This window comes from Methylobacterium oryzisoli, assembly GCF_046557895.1.
In the GTDB taxonomy this organism is placed as follows: Bacteria; Pseudomonadota; Alphaproteobacteria; order Rhizobiales; family Beijerinckiaceae; genus Methylobacterium; species Methylobacterium oryzisoli.
Window position 1 is genome coordinate 303,259 of record NZ_JBKIBX010000002.1, and the last position, 13,698, is coordinate 316,956.

At 71.8% G+C, this 13,698-nt stretch carries 12 protein-coding genes; 8 read left to right on the forward strand and 4 right to left on the reverse strand.

From position 1 onward, the window contains the following. Position 1: 1 nt before the first annotated feature. The gene (locus ACKUB9_RS03785; protein WP_410825753.1) at positions 2–865 is read right to left on the reverse strand and encodes a TSUP family transporter; all 864 of its coding nucleotides are present in this window, start codon (positions 863–865) and stop codon (positions 2–4) included. Positions 866–1,115: 250 nt separating this feature from the next. Between ACKUB9_RS03785 and ACKUB9_RS03790 the strand changes: the two genes are divergently transcribed. The 6 genes from ACKUB9_RS03790 (at position 1,116) to ACKUB9_RS03815 (ending at position 7,216) form a co-directional block, all read left to right on the forward strand. Next, positions 1,116–1,433 carry a UxaA family hydrolase gene (locus ACKUB9_RS03790; RefSeq protein WP_407519455.1) on the forward strand — a complete coding sequence of 106 codons (318 nt, stop codon included), beginning with the start codon at positions 1,116–1,118 and terminating at the stop codon, positions 1,431–1,433. Positions 1,434–1,440: 7 nt separating this feature from the next. Further along, positions 1,441–2,721 carry a UxaA family hydrolase gene (locus tag ACKUB9_RS03795; protein ID WP_407519456.1) on the forward strand — a complete coding sequence of 427 codons (1,281 nt, stop codon included), beginning with the start codon at positions 1,441–1,443 and terminating at the stop codon, positions 2,719–2,721. Between the two features lie 491 nt (positions 2,722–3,212). After that, positions 3,213–4,151 carry a hydroxyacid dehydrogenase gene (locus tag ACKUB9_RS03800; protein WP_407519457.1) on the forward strand — a complete coding sequence of 313 codons (939 nt, stop codon included), beginning with the start codon at positions 3,213–3,215 and terminating at the stop codon, positions 4,149–4,151. Further along, entirely contained in the window at positions 4,151–5,176 is a 1,026-nt protein-coding gene (locus ACKUB9_RS03805; protein ID WP_407519458.1) for an Ldh family oxidoreductase, read from the forward strand. Before ACKUB9_RS03800 ends, ACKUB9_RS03805 begins: the two co-directional genes overlap by 1 nt. A 62-nt stretch (positions 5,177–5,238) precedes the next feature. Next, positions 5,239–6,051 (forward strand): GntR family transcriptional regulator, encoded by an 813-nt coding sequence (locus ACKUB9_RS03810; RefSeq protein WP_407519459.1) that lies wholly within the window; start codon positions 5,239–5,241, stop codon positions 6,049–6,051. A gap of 94 nt (positions 6,052–6,145) precedes the next feature. Further along, positions 6,146–7,216, forward strand: a complete 1,071-nt coding sequence (locus tag ACKUB9_RS03815) for a YeiH family protein (protein ID WP_407519460.1) — start codon at positions 6,146–6,148, stop codon at positions 7,214–7,216. A 267-nt stretch (positions 7,217–7,483) separates the two neighbouring features. On the opposite strand, the gene ACKUB9_RS03820 is transcribed toward ACKUB9_RS03815, so the two are convergent. After that, complete coding sequence (locus ACKUB9_RS03820) at positions 7,484–9,265, reverse strand: glucan ABC transporter ATP-binding protein/ permease (protein WP_407519461.1); 1,782 nt, start codon at positions 9,263–9,265, stop codon at positions 7,484–7,486. A 250-nt stretch (positions 9,266–9,515) separates the two neighbouring features. Between ACKUB9_RS03820 and ACKUB9_RS03825 the strand changes: the two genes are divergently transcribed. Continuing rightward, positions 9,516–10,289: a motility protein A gene (locus ACKUB9_RS03825; protein ID WP_407519462.1), complete on the forward strand. Its 774-nt coding sequence runs from the start codon at positions 9,516–9,518 to the stop codon at positions 10,287–10,289. Positions 10,290–10,321: 32 nt separating this feature from the next. Next, positions 10,322–11,155, forward strand: coding sequence for a flagellar motor protein MotB (locus tag ACKUB9_RS03830; RefSeq protein ID WP_407519463.1), 834 nt, complete (start codon positions 10,322–10,324; stop codon positions 11,153–11,155). Between the two features lie 3 nt (positions 11,156–11,158). Here ACKUB9_RS03830 and ACKUB9_RS03835 read toward each other — a convergent pair whose 3' ends face one another. After that, positions 11,159–11,668 carry a CAP domain-containing protein gene (locus ACKUB9_RS03835; RefSeq protein ID WP_407519464.1) on the reverse strand — a complete coding sequence of 170 codons (510 nt, stop codon included), beginning with the start codon at positions 11,666–11,668 and terminating at the stop codon, positions 11,159–11,161. Beyond that, positions 11,665–13,698 (reverse strand): mechanosensitive ion channel family protein (locus ACKUB9_RS03840; protein ID WP_410825755.1); only part of this gene is annotated, 2,034 nt, incomplete at its 5' end. The genes ACKUB9_RS03840 and ACKUB9_RS03835, both read right to left, overlap by 4 nt.

Below are 13,698 nucleotides of genomic sequence, written 5' to 3' on the forward strand. Positions count from 1 at the left end.
CTCAATGCAGCAGGGCCGGCAGCGCCAGCGCCGTGGTGGTGAGCCCGATGGCCGCGAGCAGCGCCAGGACGAGCGTGCGGAACCGCGCCTGATCGATGCGCGCGAACAGCGACAGGCCCGCGAGCACGCTCACCAGCACCACCGGGACCGCCAGGACGAGGTCCTGCACCAGGGCGGCGGGGAGAGGATCGACCAGGACGAGGATCGCCAGGGCCCAGACCTGGAGCACCAGCGTGAAGGATTGATAGATCGCCCGCTGCGTGGGGGGGTCCCCNACGAGGTCCTGCACCAGGGCGGCGGGGAGAGGATCGACCAGGACGAGGATCGCCAGGGCCCAGACCTGGAGCACCAGCGTGAAGGATTGATAGATCGCCCGCTGCGTGCGCGGCTCCCAGCCGCGCACGAGGCTCCAGGCGGTGGGCAGCGCCCCCGACAGGCCCGCGACGCCGCCCAGCACGCCGCCGAGGAAGCCGACCGCGCCGTCGCTCCAGGCATTGCCGAAGCGCACCCGGTAGCCGGCGCCGAGGAGCGCGACGAGCAGGCTGTAGAGGATCAGGAAGCAGCCGATCCCCGCCTTGATCAGGTTCGGATCGAGCCCGTGCAGCAGCACGACGCCGAGCGGCGCGCCCGCGAGACCGGGCAGGATCATCACCAGCGCGGTGCGGAGCGGGGGCCGCGCGCGCAGGCGCAGGAGCGAGATCGCCTGCGAGAGGATGCTGCACACCAGCACCAGCGCCGTCGCCTCCGCGGGCGGGCGCAGCATCAGGAGCGTCCCGGAGGCGACGAGGCCGAAGGCGAAGCCGGTCAGGCCGGAGATCAGGCCGGCGCTCCCCAGGCACAGGACGAGCAGCAGCGTCTCGCTCACGGCCCGCCCCCTCCCCTTCTGCCGCGCGGCGTGAAAGCCGCTCCGCCACGCGAGATCCCGTGGGTCTTTTATAAGAGTGGGCCGGCAGCGCCAATCCAAACTTGCATCCCGGAACGGAAAGGGGTTGTCTCCGTGCAGGACCCCTGGCCGCAGACCGCATTTCGAGCCGTCCGGCGTTGACAGGCACTGTATCTGTTATCTTATACAAGACCGTTCGTCGCGGCCACGTCCGCGCAGGAGGAGCTTCGCCATGAGCAGTCAGGCCGCATCGGGCGGGGGGCGGACCCACCCCCACCTTCTCGCCCACAGCCCCCTCGACAACGTCGCGGTGGCGGTGGTGGAGGGGCTGGCGGCCGGCACGGCCGCCTTCGGCGTCATCACGGAAGACAACTCGACCTTCGAGGTCGCGGTCCGGCACGACATCCCGATCGGCCACAAGGTCGCGCTCACCGACCTCAAGGCCGGCGACACCGCGGTCAAGTACGGCCAGGACATCGGCAAGGTGATCCAGCCCGTCGCCAAGGGCGAACACGTCCATGTCCACAACGTCAAGACGAAGCGCTGGTGAGGTGACCATGTCCGCGACCCAGTCCATGCTCCCGCACGAGATCGCCACCCCCTTCGTCGGCGGCGCTCCCGATCAGCTCGCCACCCAGGCCCTGCCGCCCGTCCGCGCCTCGGCCGATTACCGCAACGCCACCTTCACGGGCTGGCGGCGCGAGAACGGCCGGGTGGGCGTGCGCAACCACGTGGTGCTGCTGCCCCTCGACGATCTTTCCAACGCCGCCTGCGAGGCGGTCGCCAACCTCGTCAAGGGCACGATGGCCCTGCCGCACGCCTACGGCCGGCTGCAGTTCGGCGAGGATCTCGAGCTGCATTTCCGCACCCTGATCGGCATCGGCTCGAACCCGAACGTCGCCGCCGTGGTGGTGATCGGCATCGAGGATCAGTGGACCAACCGGGTCGTCGAGGGCATCGCCAAGACCGGCAAGCCGGTGGTGGGCTTCGGCATCGAGGGCCACGGCGACATCGCGACGATCGCCCGCGCGAGCTACCAGGCGAAGCGCTTCGTGCAGTGGGCGACCGAGCTGCCGCGGGAGGTCTGCCCGATCGCGGACCTCTGGGTCTCGACGAAGTGCGGCGAGTCCGACACCACCACCGGCCTCTCCTCCTGCCCCACGGTCGGCAACCTCTACGACAAGCTGATCCCGCTCGGCATCTACGGGGTCTTCGGCGAGACCTCCGAGATCACCGGCGCCGAGCATCTCTGCCGCGAGCGCGCCGCCTCGCCGGAGATCGCCGACAAGTGGTTCACGATGTGGAAGGCCTACCAGGACGACGTGATCGAGGCGCACAAGACCGACGACCTCTCGGATTCGCAGCCCACCAAGGGCAACATCGCGGGCGGCCTCACCACCATCGAGGAGAAGGCGCTCGGCAACCTGGAAAAGATCGGCCACACCTGCCGGTACATCGACGCGCTCCAGCCCGCCGAGGCGCCGGCCCGGGGTCCCGGCCTCTACTTCATGGACACGTCCTCGGCCGCGGCCGAGTGCGTGACCCTGATGGCGGCGGCCGGCTACGTGGTCCACACCTTCCCGACCGGCCAGGGCAACGTCATCGGCAACCCGATCGTCCCGGTGATCAAGATCACCGGCAACCCGCGCACCGTGCGCACGATGGGCGAGCACATCGACGTGGACGTGACGGGGGTGCTCACGCGCGAGATGACGATCTCCCAGGCGGGCGACGCGCTCATCGACATGGTGGTGCGCACCGCGAACGGCCGCCTCACCGCCGCCGAGGCGCTGGGCCACCGCGAGTTCGTGATGACGAAGCTCTACCGTAGCGCGTGAGCGGAAGCGCGCCGGATCGAGGTCATCACCGCTCGGGAGCCAGGCGCGGGCAACGCGGGACCCCCTCTCCCGTGCGGGAGAGGGGCAGGGGTGAGGGTCCCGGGAGGGAGCCGCAGTGAAGCGTGGTGCGTGGTGAGGGGAGCGGAACGGTTCAGGGCTAATCGCTGAACGTTGTGCTGGTAGCGGCAACGTTCCGGATCCTTGCTGCACCCTCCCAGGACCCTCACCCCTACCCCTCTCCCGCACGGCAGGGCAATCGCATATGGAAATGGTGTTCTCTCACTCCGCCATGCCAAGAGGAATTTCCACTCTTCCCAGCGGGGCATTCCCACGACGGGTCTGCACCCAACTCAGGCCCGAGAGAACAAAATTCTCATATGCGATAGCCCTGCCCGCACGGGAGAGGGGATCCCGCGTTGCCCGCGCTTTTCCATTGGCGTGTGAAGAGAGGGGATTCCGCGCGTGACGACATCGGACGGGGCAGCGAGCGCATGAAGGTCGTCATCAGCGAGTTCATGGACGAGGCGGCGATCGCCGCCGACCTGTCGGGCTTCGAGACCCTGTACGATCCGGGCCTCGTGGATCGCCCGGAGGCGCTGCGGGCGGCGCTCGCGGGGGCGGATGCGCTGATCGTGCGCAACCGGACGCAGGTGCGCGGCGACCTTATCGCCGGCGCGCCCGGCCTCAAGGCCGTGGGCCGGCTCGGCGTCGGCCTCGACAACATCGACCTCGACGCCTGCCGGGCGCGCGGGATCGCCGTCTACCCGGCGACGGGCGCCAATGACCAAGCGGTGGCCGAGTACGTGATCGCCACGGCGATGCTGCTCCTGCGCGGCGCCTACGGGGCGACCTGGGCGGTGGCCGATGGCGCGTGGCCGCGCAACGCCCTGATGGGCCGGGAGATCGCGGGCAAGCGCCTCGGCCTCGTCGGCTTCGGCGCCATCGCCCGCGAGACCGCCCGGCGCGCCGCCGCCCTCGGGATGAGCCTTGCGGCCCACGACCCGTACCTCGCCCCCGACGACGCGGCGTGGCGGCTGGCCGACGGCCCCGTCGAACCGCAACCGCTCGACGCCCTCCTGGCCGAGAGCGACGTCGTCTCGCTGCACGTGCCGCTCACGCCCGAGACCCGCGGCCTGATCGGCGCGGACCGGATCGCCCGGATGCGCCCGGGCGCGATCCTGATCAACGCCGCCCGCGGCGGGATCGTCGACGAGGCGGCGCTGGCCGAGGCCCTGCGCGCGGGCCGGCTCGGCGGCGCGGCCCTCGACGTCTTCGACCGGGAGCCCCTCGACGCGGATGCGGGCGCGGTCTTCCGGGACGCGCCGAACCTGATCCTGACGCCGCACATCGCGGGCGTGACGACAGAATCGAACGAGCGCGTCTCCGCGCTCATCGCCCGGGCGGTGCGCCGCCACCTCACGGAGGGCTGATGCCGATCCTCTCGCTTCCGGCCGCCCGGGATCTGGCGGAAGGCGCCCTGGTCCGCTGCGGCACCGCGCGCGCGGCCGCCGCCAGCACCGCGCGGGCGCTCGTCGACGCCGAGGCCGACGGGCTCAAGGGCCACGGCCTGTCGCGCCTGCCCGCCTACGCGGCGCAGGTGCGCAGCGGCAAGGTGGCGGGCGAGGCGGTTCCGGCCGTCACGCGCCCGCGCCCGGGGTTGCTCGCCATCGATGCCGCCCACGGCTTCGCCTATCCGGCCCTCGACGCGGCCGTGGCGGGCCTGCCGGAGGCGGCGCGGGCGCAGGGCATCGCCGCGGCGGGCATCCGCCGCTCGCACCATTGCGGCGCCGCGGGCCGGCCGGTGGAGGCGCTGGCCGCGGAGGGGCTGGTGGCGCTGCTCTTCGCCAACACCCCGGCCGCGATGGCTCCCTGGGGCGGCGCGACGGCCGTGTTCGGCACGAACCCGATCGCCTTCGCCTGCCCCCTCCCCGACCGGCCGCCGATCGTGGTCGACCTCTCGCTCTCGAAGGTCGCGCGCGGCACCATCATGGCGGCCCGCCAGCGCGGCGAGGCGATCCCGGAGGGCTGGGCGCTCGACGCGGACGGACGCCCCACCACCGACCCGGCCGCCGCGCTCAAGGGCACGATGGTGCCCCTCGGCGACGCCAAGGGCACGGCGCTCGCCCTGATGGTGGAACTCCTGGCCGCCGGGCTCACCGGCGGGCGCTTCGCCGCCGAGGCGAGTTCCTTCCTCGACGCCGAGGGCGAGCCCCCCGGCACCGGGCAGCTCCTGATCGCCCTCGACGCCGAGGCCTTCGGTCCGGGCGCGCTGCGGCGCTTCGGGGCGCTGGCGGAGGCGATCACCGCCCAGGACGGCGCCCGCCTGCCCGGTGCGCGGCGGCTGGCGCTGCGCGCCCGGGCCGCCGCCGAGGGCGTGGAGATCCCGGATGCGCTCCTGGCCGAGATCCGCGCGCTCGCCGCGCCGGACGGCGCGCCGCGCGAGCATCGGCTGTGAGGCGCCAGGACCGCACGATCGCCGCGGGCGGGGTCCTCGGCGCCAACGGGGAGCACACGACCGTGCCTCACGCCGATGTCACCGCATCGCGCACGCTCGAGGATCTGCGCCGGGACGAGACGAGACGGCCGGGTCCGGGCCGGGCGATCGAGACCGCGCGCAGCGAGAGCGTGGGCTTCCGGCCGCTCTACCGGCAGGTCTACGACACGCTGCTGCGCCGGCTCGCCGACGCGGTGTGGCAGCCCGGCCAGATGCTGCCGAGCGAGGGGCAGCTCGCCGCCGAACTCGGCGTCAGCCAGGGCACGGTGCGCAAGGCGCTCGACGCGCTCACCGCCGACAGCCTGCTGGTGCGCCGCCAGGGCCGCGGCACCTTCGTGGCCGAACACGACGACAAGCAGAGCGTCTTCCGCTTCTTCAAGCTGCAGCCCGACGCCGGGGGCGGCGGCATCCCCGACAGCCGCGTGGTGTCGATCACCGAGGGCACGGCGAACGGCGACGAGCGCGAGCGCCTCGACCTCGCCCGCACGGCCCGGGTCCTGCGCATCGAGCGCCTGCGGTCGGTCGCGGGCAGCCTGTGCGTGTTGGAAACGATCAGCCTGCCGACCGGCCTGTTTCCGGGCATCGCCCAGATGCCGATCCCCAACACCCTCTACAGCCTCTACGCGACCCGGTTCGGGATCACCATCGCCACCGCCCGGGAGCGGCTGAAGGCGATCCTGCTGCCCGCCCGCGAGGCGGCGCTCCTAGAGACCGCCGCGGGCGCGCCGGCCCTGGAGATCGACCGCGTCGCCGTCGACTTGGAGGAGCGCCCGGTGGAGTGGCGCCTGTCGCTCTGCCTGACGCAGCAGGTGCATTACCTCTCGGTCCTGCGCTGAGCCGGCGGCCGGCCCCGTGCCCGATCGGGGGCGGCCCGTTCCACACTCGAGGCGGATGGGGGACGACGCGTCCCCACGCCACCCGGACCTTGCGATGACGACGAAAGCATCCTCAGAGGAGGCGCCGCGCGACGCCGCAGCGGGGACGACGGCGGAGCAGTCCTCGACGCTGCCGGGCATCCTCCTGTGCGTCGCCATCACGGCGGTCGCGGCGGGCCTGCAGGCGATCGAGGAGCACAGCCTCGGGCACCCCTACGTCGAGGCGCTGGTGATCGCGATCCTGATCGGCATCGCGGTGCGCACCGCCTGGCAGCCCGGCGCGCGCTTCCGGCCCGGCATTGCCTTCAGCGCCAAGCAGCTGCTCGAGATCGCGGTGGCCCTGCTCGGCGCCTCGATCAGCCTGCAGGCGATCGTCGCCTCGGGCGGGGCGCTCATCGCCGGCATCGTCGCCACCGTCGTGGCCGCCATCGCGGCGAGCTACGGCATCTGCCGCGCCCTCGGCCTGCCCGCCCGCATGGCGATCCTGGTCGCCTGCGGCAACGCCATCTGCGGCAACTCCGCCATCGCGGCGGTGGCGCCCGTCATCGGCGCCGAGGCGCGCGACGTCGCGGCGGCCATCGCCTTCACGGCGGTGCTCGGCGTGCTGGTGGTGCTCGGCCTGCCGCTCCTGATCCCGCTCGCCGGCCTGTCCGAGCACCAGTACGGCGTGCTCGCCGGCCTGACCGTCTACGCGGTGCCGCAGGTGCTCGCCGCCACCGTGCCGGTGGGGCTGCTCAGCACGCAGGTGGGCACGCTGGTCAAGCTGGTGCGGGTGCTGATGCTCGGCCCCGTGGTGGTGCTCTTCTCGCTCATCGCCCCGCACCTGCCGGGCGCCCGGCCCGCCGCCGGGCGGCCGGGGCTCACCAAGCTGGTGCCGGGCTTCATCCTGGGCTTCCTGGCGCTCGCCGGGCTGCGCTCGCTCGGGCTGGTGCCGGATGCGGTGGCCTGGCCGCTCACCAAGGTCGCGGCGCTACTCACCGTGGTGTCGATGGCCGCGCTCGGCCTCGGCGTGGACGTGCGGGTCCTGGCCCGCGTCGGCGGACGGGTGACGCTCGCGGTCACGGGCTCGCTCGTCCTGCTGCTCGCGATCAGCCTCGGCCTGATCCGTGCGCTGGGGATCACGTGATCCCCCGTTCGGCCTTCGCATGACGCGGGATCCCTTCTCCCGTGCGGGAGAAGGGTAGGGATGAGGGTCCCGGGAGGGGGCCGCAGTGAAGCGCTGCGCGTGGTGAGGGGAGCGGAAGGGGTCAGGATCAAGCACAAGGCGTGGTGCTGGCAGCGGCGGCAGCGTCCCGCCTTCTTGCGGCCCCCTCCCGGGACCCTCACCCCTGCCCCTCTCCCGCTCGGGAGAGGGGTTCCCGCGCTCCCCGCGCCAGCCGATCCCCCGGAGGGATCACGCCGCCAGCGCGTAATCCTGCGGCGCCTCGGCGGCCATGAACTGAGCCCGGGCGAGCTCGGCGAAGCGGCCCCCCTCGGCCACGAGGTCATCGAACGTCCCCGCCTCGACGATGCGGCCGTGGTCGAAGACCAGGATGCGGTCGGCGTTGCGGATGGTGGCGAGGCGGTGGGCGATCACGAAGGTGGTGCGGCCCTCCATCACCGCCTCCAGGGCGCCCTGGAGCTTGCGCTCGGTGGCGGCGTCGAGCGCGCTCGTCGCCTCGTCGAGGATCAGCACCGGCGGGTTCTTGAGCAGCGCCCGCGCGATCGAGAGCCGCTGGCGCTCGCCGCCCGAGAGCGAGCGCCCGCGCTCGCCGATCACCGTGTCGAGCCCGTCGGGCTGGCGCGCCATGAAGTCGCCGGCCTGCGCGCGCTCCAGGGCGTCGAGCATCTCGGCATCGGTGGCGTCCGGGCGGCCGACCTGCAGGTTCTCGCGGATCGAGCGGGCAAACAGCATCGGCTCTTGGAAGACCACGCCGATGTTGTGCCGCAGCGAGGCCACCGAGAGGTCGCGGATGTCCTCGCCGTCGACCCGCACGGTGCCGGTCTCGGGATCGAAGGCCCGATGCAGCAGGCTCAGCGTCGTGGACTTGCCCGACCCGGTGGTGCCGACCAGGGCCACCGTCTCGCCGGGCTTCACCGTGAAGCTGATCCCGTCGAGGGCGCGGCGGCGGCCGTCATACGAGAAGGTCACCTCGTCGAACGTCACCTCGCCCGCGAGCCGCGCCACCGGCTTAGCGTGCGGCCGATCGCGCACGGCCGGCACCGTGTCGAGGATGTCGAAGAATTCCTGCATCTTGGGGGCCTGCATGAACAGGCCGTTGACGAAGGAGACGACCTGATCGAGGCGCCCGACGAGGAGCGTCGCGAGGCTCATGAAGGAGACCACATCGCCGACGGTGGCCTGCCCCCGGAAGTGCAGCGCGAGGCCCGCGACGAAGATCGCCGTCATGGTCAGGGTCGCGGAGGCGCGGGTCGCCACCGCCGCGAGCGCCCACCACGACAGGACCGGGGTCTGCGCGGTGAGGAGGTCGCGGATGATGCCGTGCATCGCCTCCTTCTCGGCCTTGGCCCGCGTGAAGGACTGGATCACCGCGACGTTGCCGAGGGCGTCCGAGGCGTGCGCGGCGAGGCCCGAATGGTAGTGCTCCACCGCGCCCTGGAGCGTCTCGGTCCGGCGCAGCACGTAGGTGGTGAGCGCCGTGAAGACGAGGACGAGCACGACGAGGATCGAGCCGAGCTGCCAGTTCAGGAAGAGGGTCAGCGGCAGCAGCACGGTGAGCGAGACGATCGCCGCGCAATGGTCGCGGAAGAAGCCGAGCCACAGCCACGCCATGCCGTTCGAGCCCTCCAGCATCGCCTTGAGCACCCGACCCGAATGGTTGGCGGAGTGGAAGGCGAGCGGCAGGTCGAGCACGTGCTCGAAGTAGTTCGCCATCACGCCCAGGCGGCGGCGATGGGCGAGCCGGTCGGCGTGCAGCGCGATCAGGACGCCGGCCGCGATCGAGAACAGGCCGAACCCGACCCAGGCGGCGACGAGGATCATCAGATCGGCGTAGCCCGCGTCACCCACGCGCGCCGGCAGGCGGGTCACGCGGTCGATGATCTTCCCGAACAGCACCGGCTCGGCGAAGGCCGCCGCGGCGAGCGCGATGTTGGCGCCCGCGAGCAACCCGCCGAGCCGCAGATCGGGTCCGAGCTGGCCCATGACCCGCGCGTAGAGCCTGAACAGCCGCATGGTGAACTCCGAAACCCCTCGGCGCAGGTCATCTCACGGACCTGTCGCGTCCCTTAGACCTCGGTGGGGCGGCGCCGCGCGCCGTCCTCCTACCGCCCTGATCTGATGCCCGATTCTGCCTGAACGGCGCATGACGGGAAAGGCGGCGCCGGGGCGATTTCGGCCGGTTTTTACCCTTCGTTGACCCTGCGGCCCGTAACCTGGGGAAGCCCGGGGCGCGCGAACCGGGCGACGAGGGTTCGACAGGGTCATGGATCTCGCAACCGGCCTCGGCCTCATCGGCGGCATCGCCGTCGTCGTCGTCCTGATCATGATCGACGGCGGCAACTTCGCCGCCTACTTCGACAAGCACGCGGTGATCGTGATCTTCGGCGGCGCCACCGCCGCCACCATGCTGCGCTTCCCCTTCTCGGTGATCATGCACGGCGTGCCGATGGGCCTGCGCTACGCCTTCAGCATGCGCTCGGTGAAGCCGCGCGAGCTGATCGAGGAGATCACCAAGATCGCCGAGGTGGTGCGCAAGTCCGGCCCGATGGCGCTCGAGACCATGGAGATCTCGGACCCGTTCCTGGCCCAGGGCGTGCGCTACATCGCCGACGGCTACGACCGCGAGTTCATCCGCGACACGATGGAGCGCGACCGCGACAACTTCCTGATGCACCTCGACGAGGGCTCGAAGGTGTACCGCGCCTTCGGCGACTGCGCCCCGGCCTGGGGCATGATCGGCACCATCCTGGGCATGGTGACGATGTTCGCCAACATGTCCGACCCCTCGAAGCTCGGCCCCGCGATGGCGACCGCGCTGCTCGCCACCCTCTACGGCGCGCTCATCGCCAACATGATCACGCTGCCGATCGCCGACAAGCTGCACGTCAAGCTGGAGGAGGAGGACGTCTCGCGCTCGCTCATCATCGACGGGATCCTGCTGATCCGCGACTCGAAGAGCGCCTCTCTGGTGCGCGAGATGCTGATCGCCTACCTGCCCCACAACCACCGGGATGAGCTCGCCGCCGAGGCGGCGTGAGCCCTCCGCGCGCTCCCGGGAGACCCTGATCCGTGGCCAAGAAGAAGCGGGGCGGCGCGCATGGCGGTCACGGCTGGTTCGTGACCTTCGCCGACCTCATGGCGCTGCTCATGAGCTTCTTCGTCATGATCGCCGCCTACTCGACGCAGGACCAGAAGAAGCTGCAGGCGGTGGCGGGCTCGATGCGCGACGCCTTCGGGGTCAACAAGGAGAGCCGCTTCAACGGCATCATCGAGAAGGACGGCCTGCCGAGCGCCACGCGGCTGCGCGACGTGCGCGACGTGCCGCCCGAAAAAGCCTCCGACCGCACCACGCCGCCGAACCCGGACGACATCTACGCGGACGGCGTGCAGGTGAACGGCTACAAGGACGGCTTCGGCCTCGCCATGGCGAGCCTGCGCCAAGCCCTGCAGGACCTGCCCGACATCGCCGAACTGTCGAAGAACATCCTGATCCAGCCGACCCAGCGCGGCCTCGACATCTCGCTCGTGGACCAGGACAACCGCGCGATGTTCCCGGACGGCTCGACCCGGCCGAACGACCGCACCCGGCAGGTGCTGGAGCGCATCGCGCCGACGATCCGCCGGATGTCGAACCGGATCGCCATCGCCGGCTACACGGCGGCGACGCGGCCGGGGCGGCGCCCGTCCGCCCCGCCCTGGGAACTCTCGGCCGGGCGCGCCGTCAGCGTGCGCGAGGTGCTGGCCGGCAGCGGCATCCCGGACGACCGCTTCGCGGTGGTGGCGGGCAAGTCCGACACCGAGCCGCTGTTTCCCGACAATCCCTATCTCGCGGCCAACCGCCGGGTGACGATCACGCTCCTGAACGACGCGCCGCCCACGCCCGCGGGCGCCGGGGTGCCGTGACGGCTACTTCGACACCAGGAGCGTCCAGTAGACCTTGTACTTCGAGCCCGGCGCGTAGGCGGTGGCGATGCCCATGCGGGTGGCGTCGGGGGAGAGCAGCACGGCGTTGTGGGCCGGGCTGTCGCGCCAGCCCGAAAATGCCTCCGCGAGGGTGTGGTAGCCTGCCGAAAGATTGGCCTTCGGGTCCTCGAAGCCCATCCGCGCCGCCACCGTCTTGACGATGTCGGCCTGGCTCGGGCGGTCAGCGGCGGCCATCGCGGCGCTCTCGGTCTCGGCGAGGCGCTGCAGGCCGGGATCGAGGGCGAGCGCCGGCAGGCCCCGGTTGCGGCGATAGGCGGTGATCATGTCCCGCGCCGAACCGGTGTCGAGCTGCGCGCTCGTCGCGGTCATCGGCCAGTAGAGGCTCGGCCCCGCGGCGCTCTGGCGCGGCCGGTCGTTCGACACGCAGGCCGAGACGAGGCCGGCGAGCCCCGCGAGGGCGATCAGGCGGATACCGGCGGAGAGAAGGGTCACGGTACGGTCTCACGCGTTCGGCGGCGCTCGTCCCCGGCCGGCCGCGGCGCAGGCTCGCCCGGCGCCCCGCTCGTCGGCAGCACGCCCCGCGCGATCTGGCCCAGGGCCTCCTGCATCGGCTCCAGTCCCTGCACGGTGACGATGCTCGCTCCCGGTCCGAGATTGGGGATGAGACCCGCCTCCGACAAGGTCTTGAACACCGCGAAATTGAGGTCGCTCTGCACTTTCAGCTGCTGGCCGACGTCGAGGATCATGGCGATCAGCTCGAATTCGAGGAAGGGATCGCCGATCTTGCGGAAGACGACCCGGGGCGGCGGCTCGCGCAGCACGTCCGGATGCGCCCGCGCGCAGCCGACGATGAGGTCGGCGGCCTTCACCGGGTCTTGGTTGCGCAGGACACTGACCGTGATGGCGACGCGCCCGGTGCGGTCGCCGCGCACCCGGTTCTTCACCACGCCCGAGATCAGGTTGGAGTTCGGCACGATTACGGCCGAGCGGTCGAAGGTCTGGATCTCGGTGGAGCGCACGCTGATGCGCCGCACGTAGCCCTCGTTGTCGCCGATGACCACGAGGTCGCCGACCCGGATCGGCCGCTCCCAGAGCAGCAGCAGGCCCGACACGAAGTTGTTGACGATCGACTGCAGGCCGAAACCGATACCGACCGAGAGCGCACCGGCCACGATCGTGATCTTTTCCAGGCTGAGGCCCAGGAACGAGAAGGCGACCGTGAGCGAGATCAGGAAGCCGACGTAGCCGGTGACGGTGGCGATGGAGTTGCGCAGGCCGGGATCGAGGTCGGTGGCCGGCAGGTAGGTGTTTTCCAGCCAGCGCTTGACCGTGCGGGCGACGAGGAGGCCGAGCACGAACAGGCCGAGGGCGAACACGATCGTCGAGAGCGAGACCGTAACGTCGCCGACCTTGAAGCCGAAGAAGGCGGCCCGGAAGGAGGCGTAGATGTCGGTGGACTCGACGCCCCAGGTGGCGAGCAGCAGGACGGCCGCCGTCGTGATCAGCACCACCCGCACGAGGCCGGCCATCAGCACGGCGATCTGGTTGAGGGAGCGCTTGCGCAGGCCGGTATTGGCCTGGAGCGCCGTCGCGACGCGCGAGTCGTCCTGCAGGACGCCGCCGATGAAGGCGTCCGCGCTGACGATGGCGAGGTAGAGCAGCGCCGCCCCGACCGCCGTCCACAGCAGCTGGTCGATCAGGAAGGACGAGAGCGCGATGTAGCCGGCGAGCGCGCACAGGGCCACCGCCCCCGCGACGACCCAGCCGAGGATGCGCAGCGGCCCGCCGATCGTGGAGGTGTTCGACTCCGCGGCCACGTAGGGGCCGAGGCAAGCCTCCTCGGTCTCGGCCCGGGCCGCGAAGCGCCGCAGCCCCTCGGCCAGCACCACCGCGACCACCAGCGCGAACAGGCCGCGGGTGATGATGCTGATCGGCAGGGCCAGGGAGAGGCTGTCGTTCAGCTCCTCGACGGTGCGCCCGACCGTGATCACCACCGCGATGGCGATGGCCAGCCGCGTCAGGCGCTCGGCGGTGGCATCCTCCATGGCGACGAGGCGCCAGTTCGGGCGGTCGGGCGAGAGCAGCGCGTCCGTCACCGCCTCCACCACCGCCACGAAGGCCAGCGCGCCGAGGATGCCGTGGACCACCACCGTGAAGCGCTCCGGCACCAGCTCGCTCGCCTCGATCGCCAAGCCGACCACGAAGCTGCCGAGGATCGCCGGCACGGCGCCGGCCAGGACGACGCGCCACGCCGCCAGAACCTTCTCGCGGCGCGAGGGCGCCTTGGGCGGCGCCTTCGCGGCGTCCTTGCCGGGCTCCTTGGCGAGGTCCCTGGCAGCGTCGCGGCGTCCGAAGCGCGGCGCGATGTGGCGGCGCCCGACGTAGAGGGCCACCGACACGCCGATGGCGAGCGCCACCGCCAGGAGCGTCAGCGGGGACGCGTTGCGCCGCACCTGCATGACCGTGTCGTCGGCGGCGACCTCCAGGGCGCGCAGGTCCCGCGGCAGGCTCGTGGGGGGGGG

Excerpts from the sequence above, each read along its gene's own strand:
- ACKUB9_RS03790 (WP_407519455.1), top strand. The coding sequence starts at position 1,116 with ATGAGCAGTCAGGCCGCATCGGGCGGGGGGCGGACCCACCCCCACCTT.
- ACKUB9_RS03795 (WP_407519456.1), top strand. The coding sequence starts at position 1,441 with ATGTCCGCGACCCAGTCCATGCTCCCGCACGAGATCGCCACCCCCTTC.
- ACKUB9_RS03800 (WP_407519457.1), top strand. The coding sequence starts at position 3,213 with ATGAAGGTCGTCATCAGCGAGTTCATGGACGAGGCGGCGATCGCCGCC.
- ACKUB9_RS03805 (WP_407519458.1), top strand. The coding sequence starts at position 4,151 with ATGCCGATCCTCTCGCTTCCGGCCGCCCGGGATCTGGCGGAAGGCGCC.
- ACKUB9_RS03815 (WP_407519460.1), top strand. The coding sequence starts at position 6,146 with ATGACGACGAAAGCATCCTCAGAGGAGGCGCCGCGCGACGCCGCAGCG.
- ACKUB9_RS03820 (WP_407519461.1), bottom strand. The coding sequence starts at position 9,265 with ATGCGGCTGTTCAGGCTCTACGCGCGGGTCATGGGCCAGCTCGGACCC.
- ACKUB9_RS03825 (WP_407519462.1), top strand. The coding sequence starts at position 9,516 with ATGGATCTCGCAACCGGCCTCGGCCTCATCGGCGGCATCGCCGTCGTC.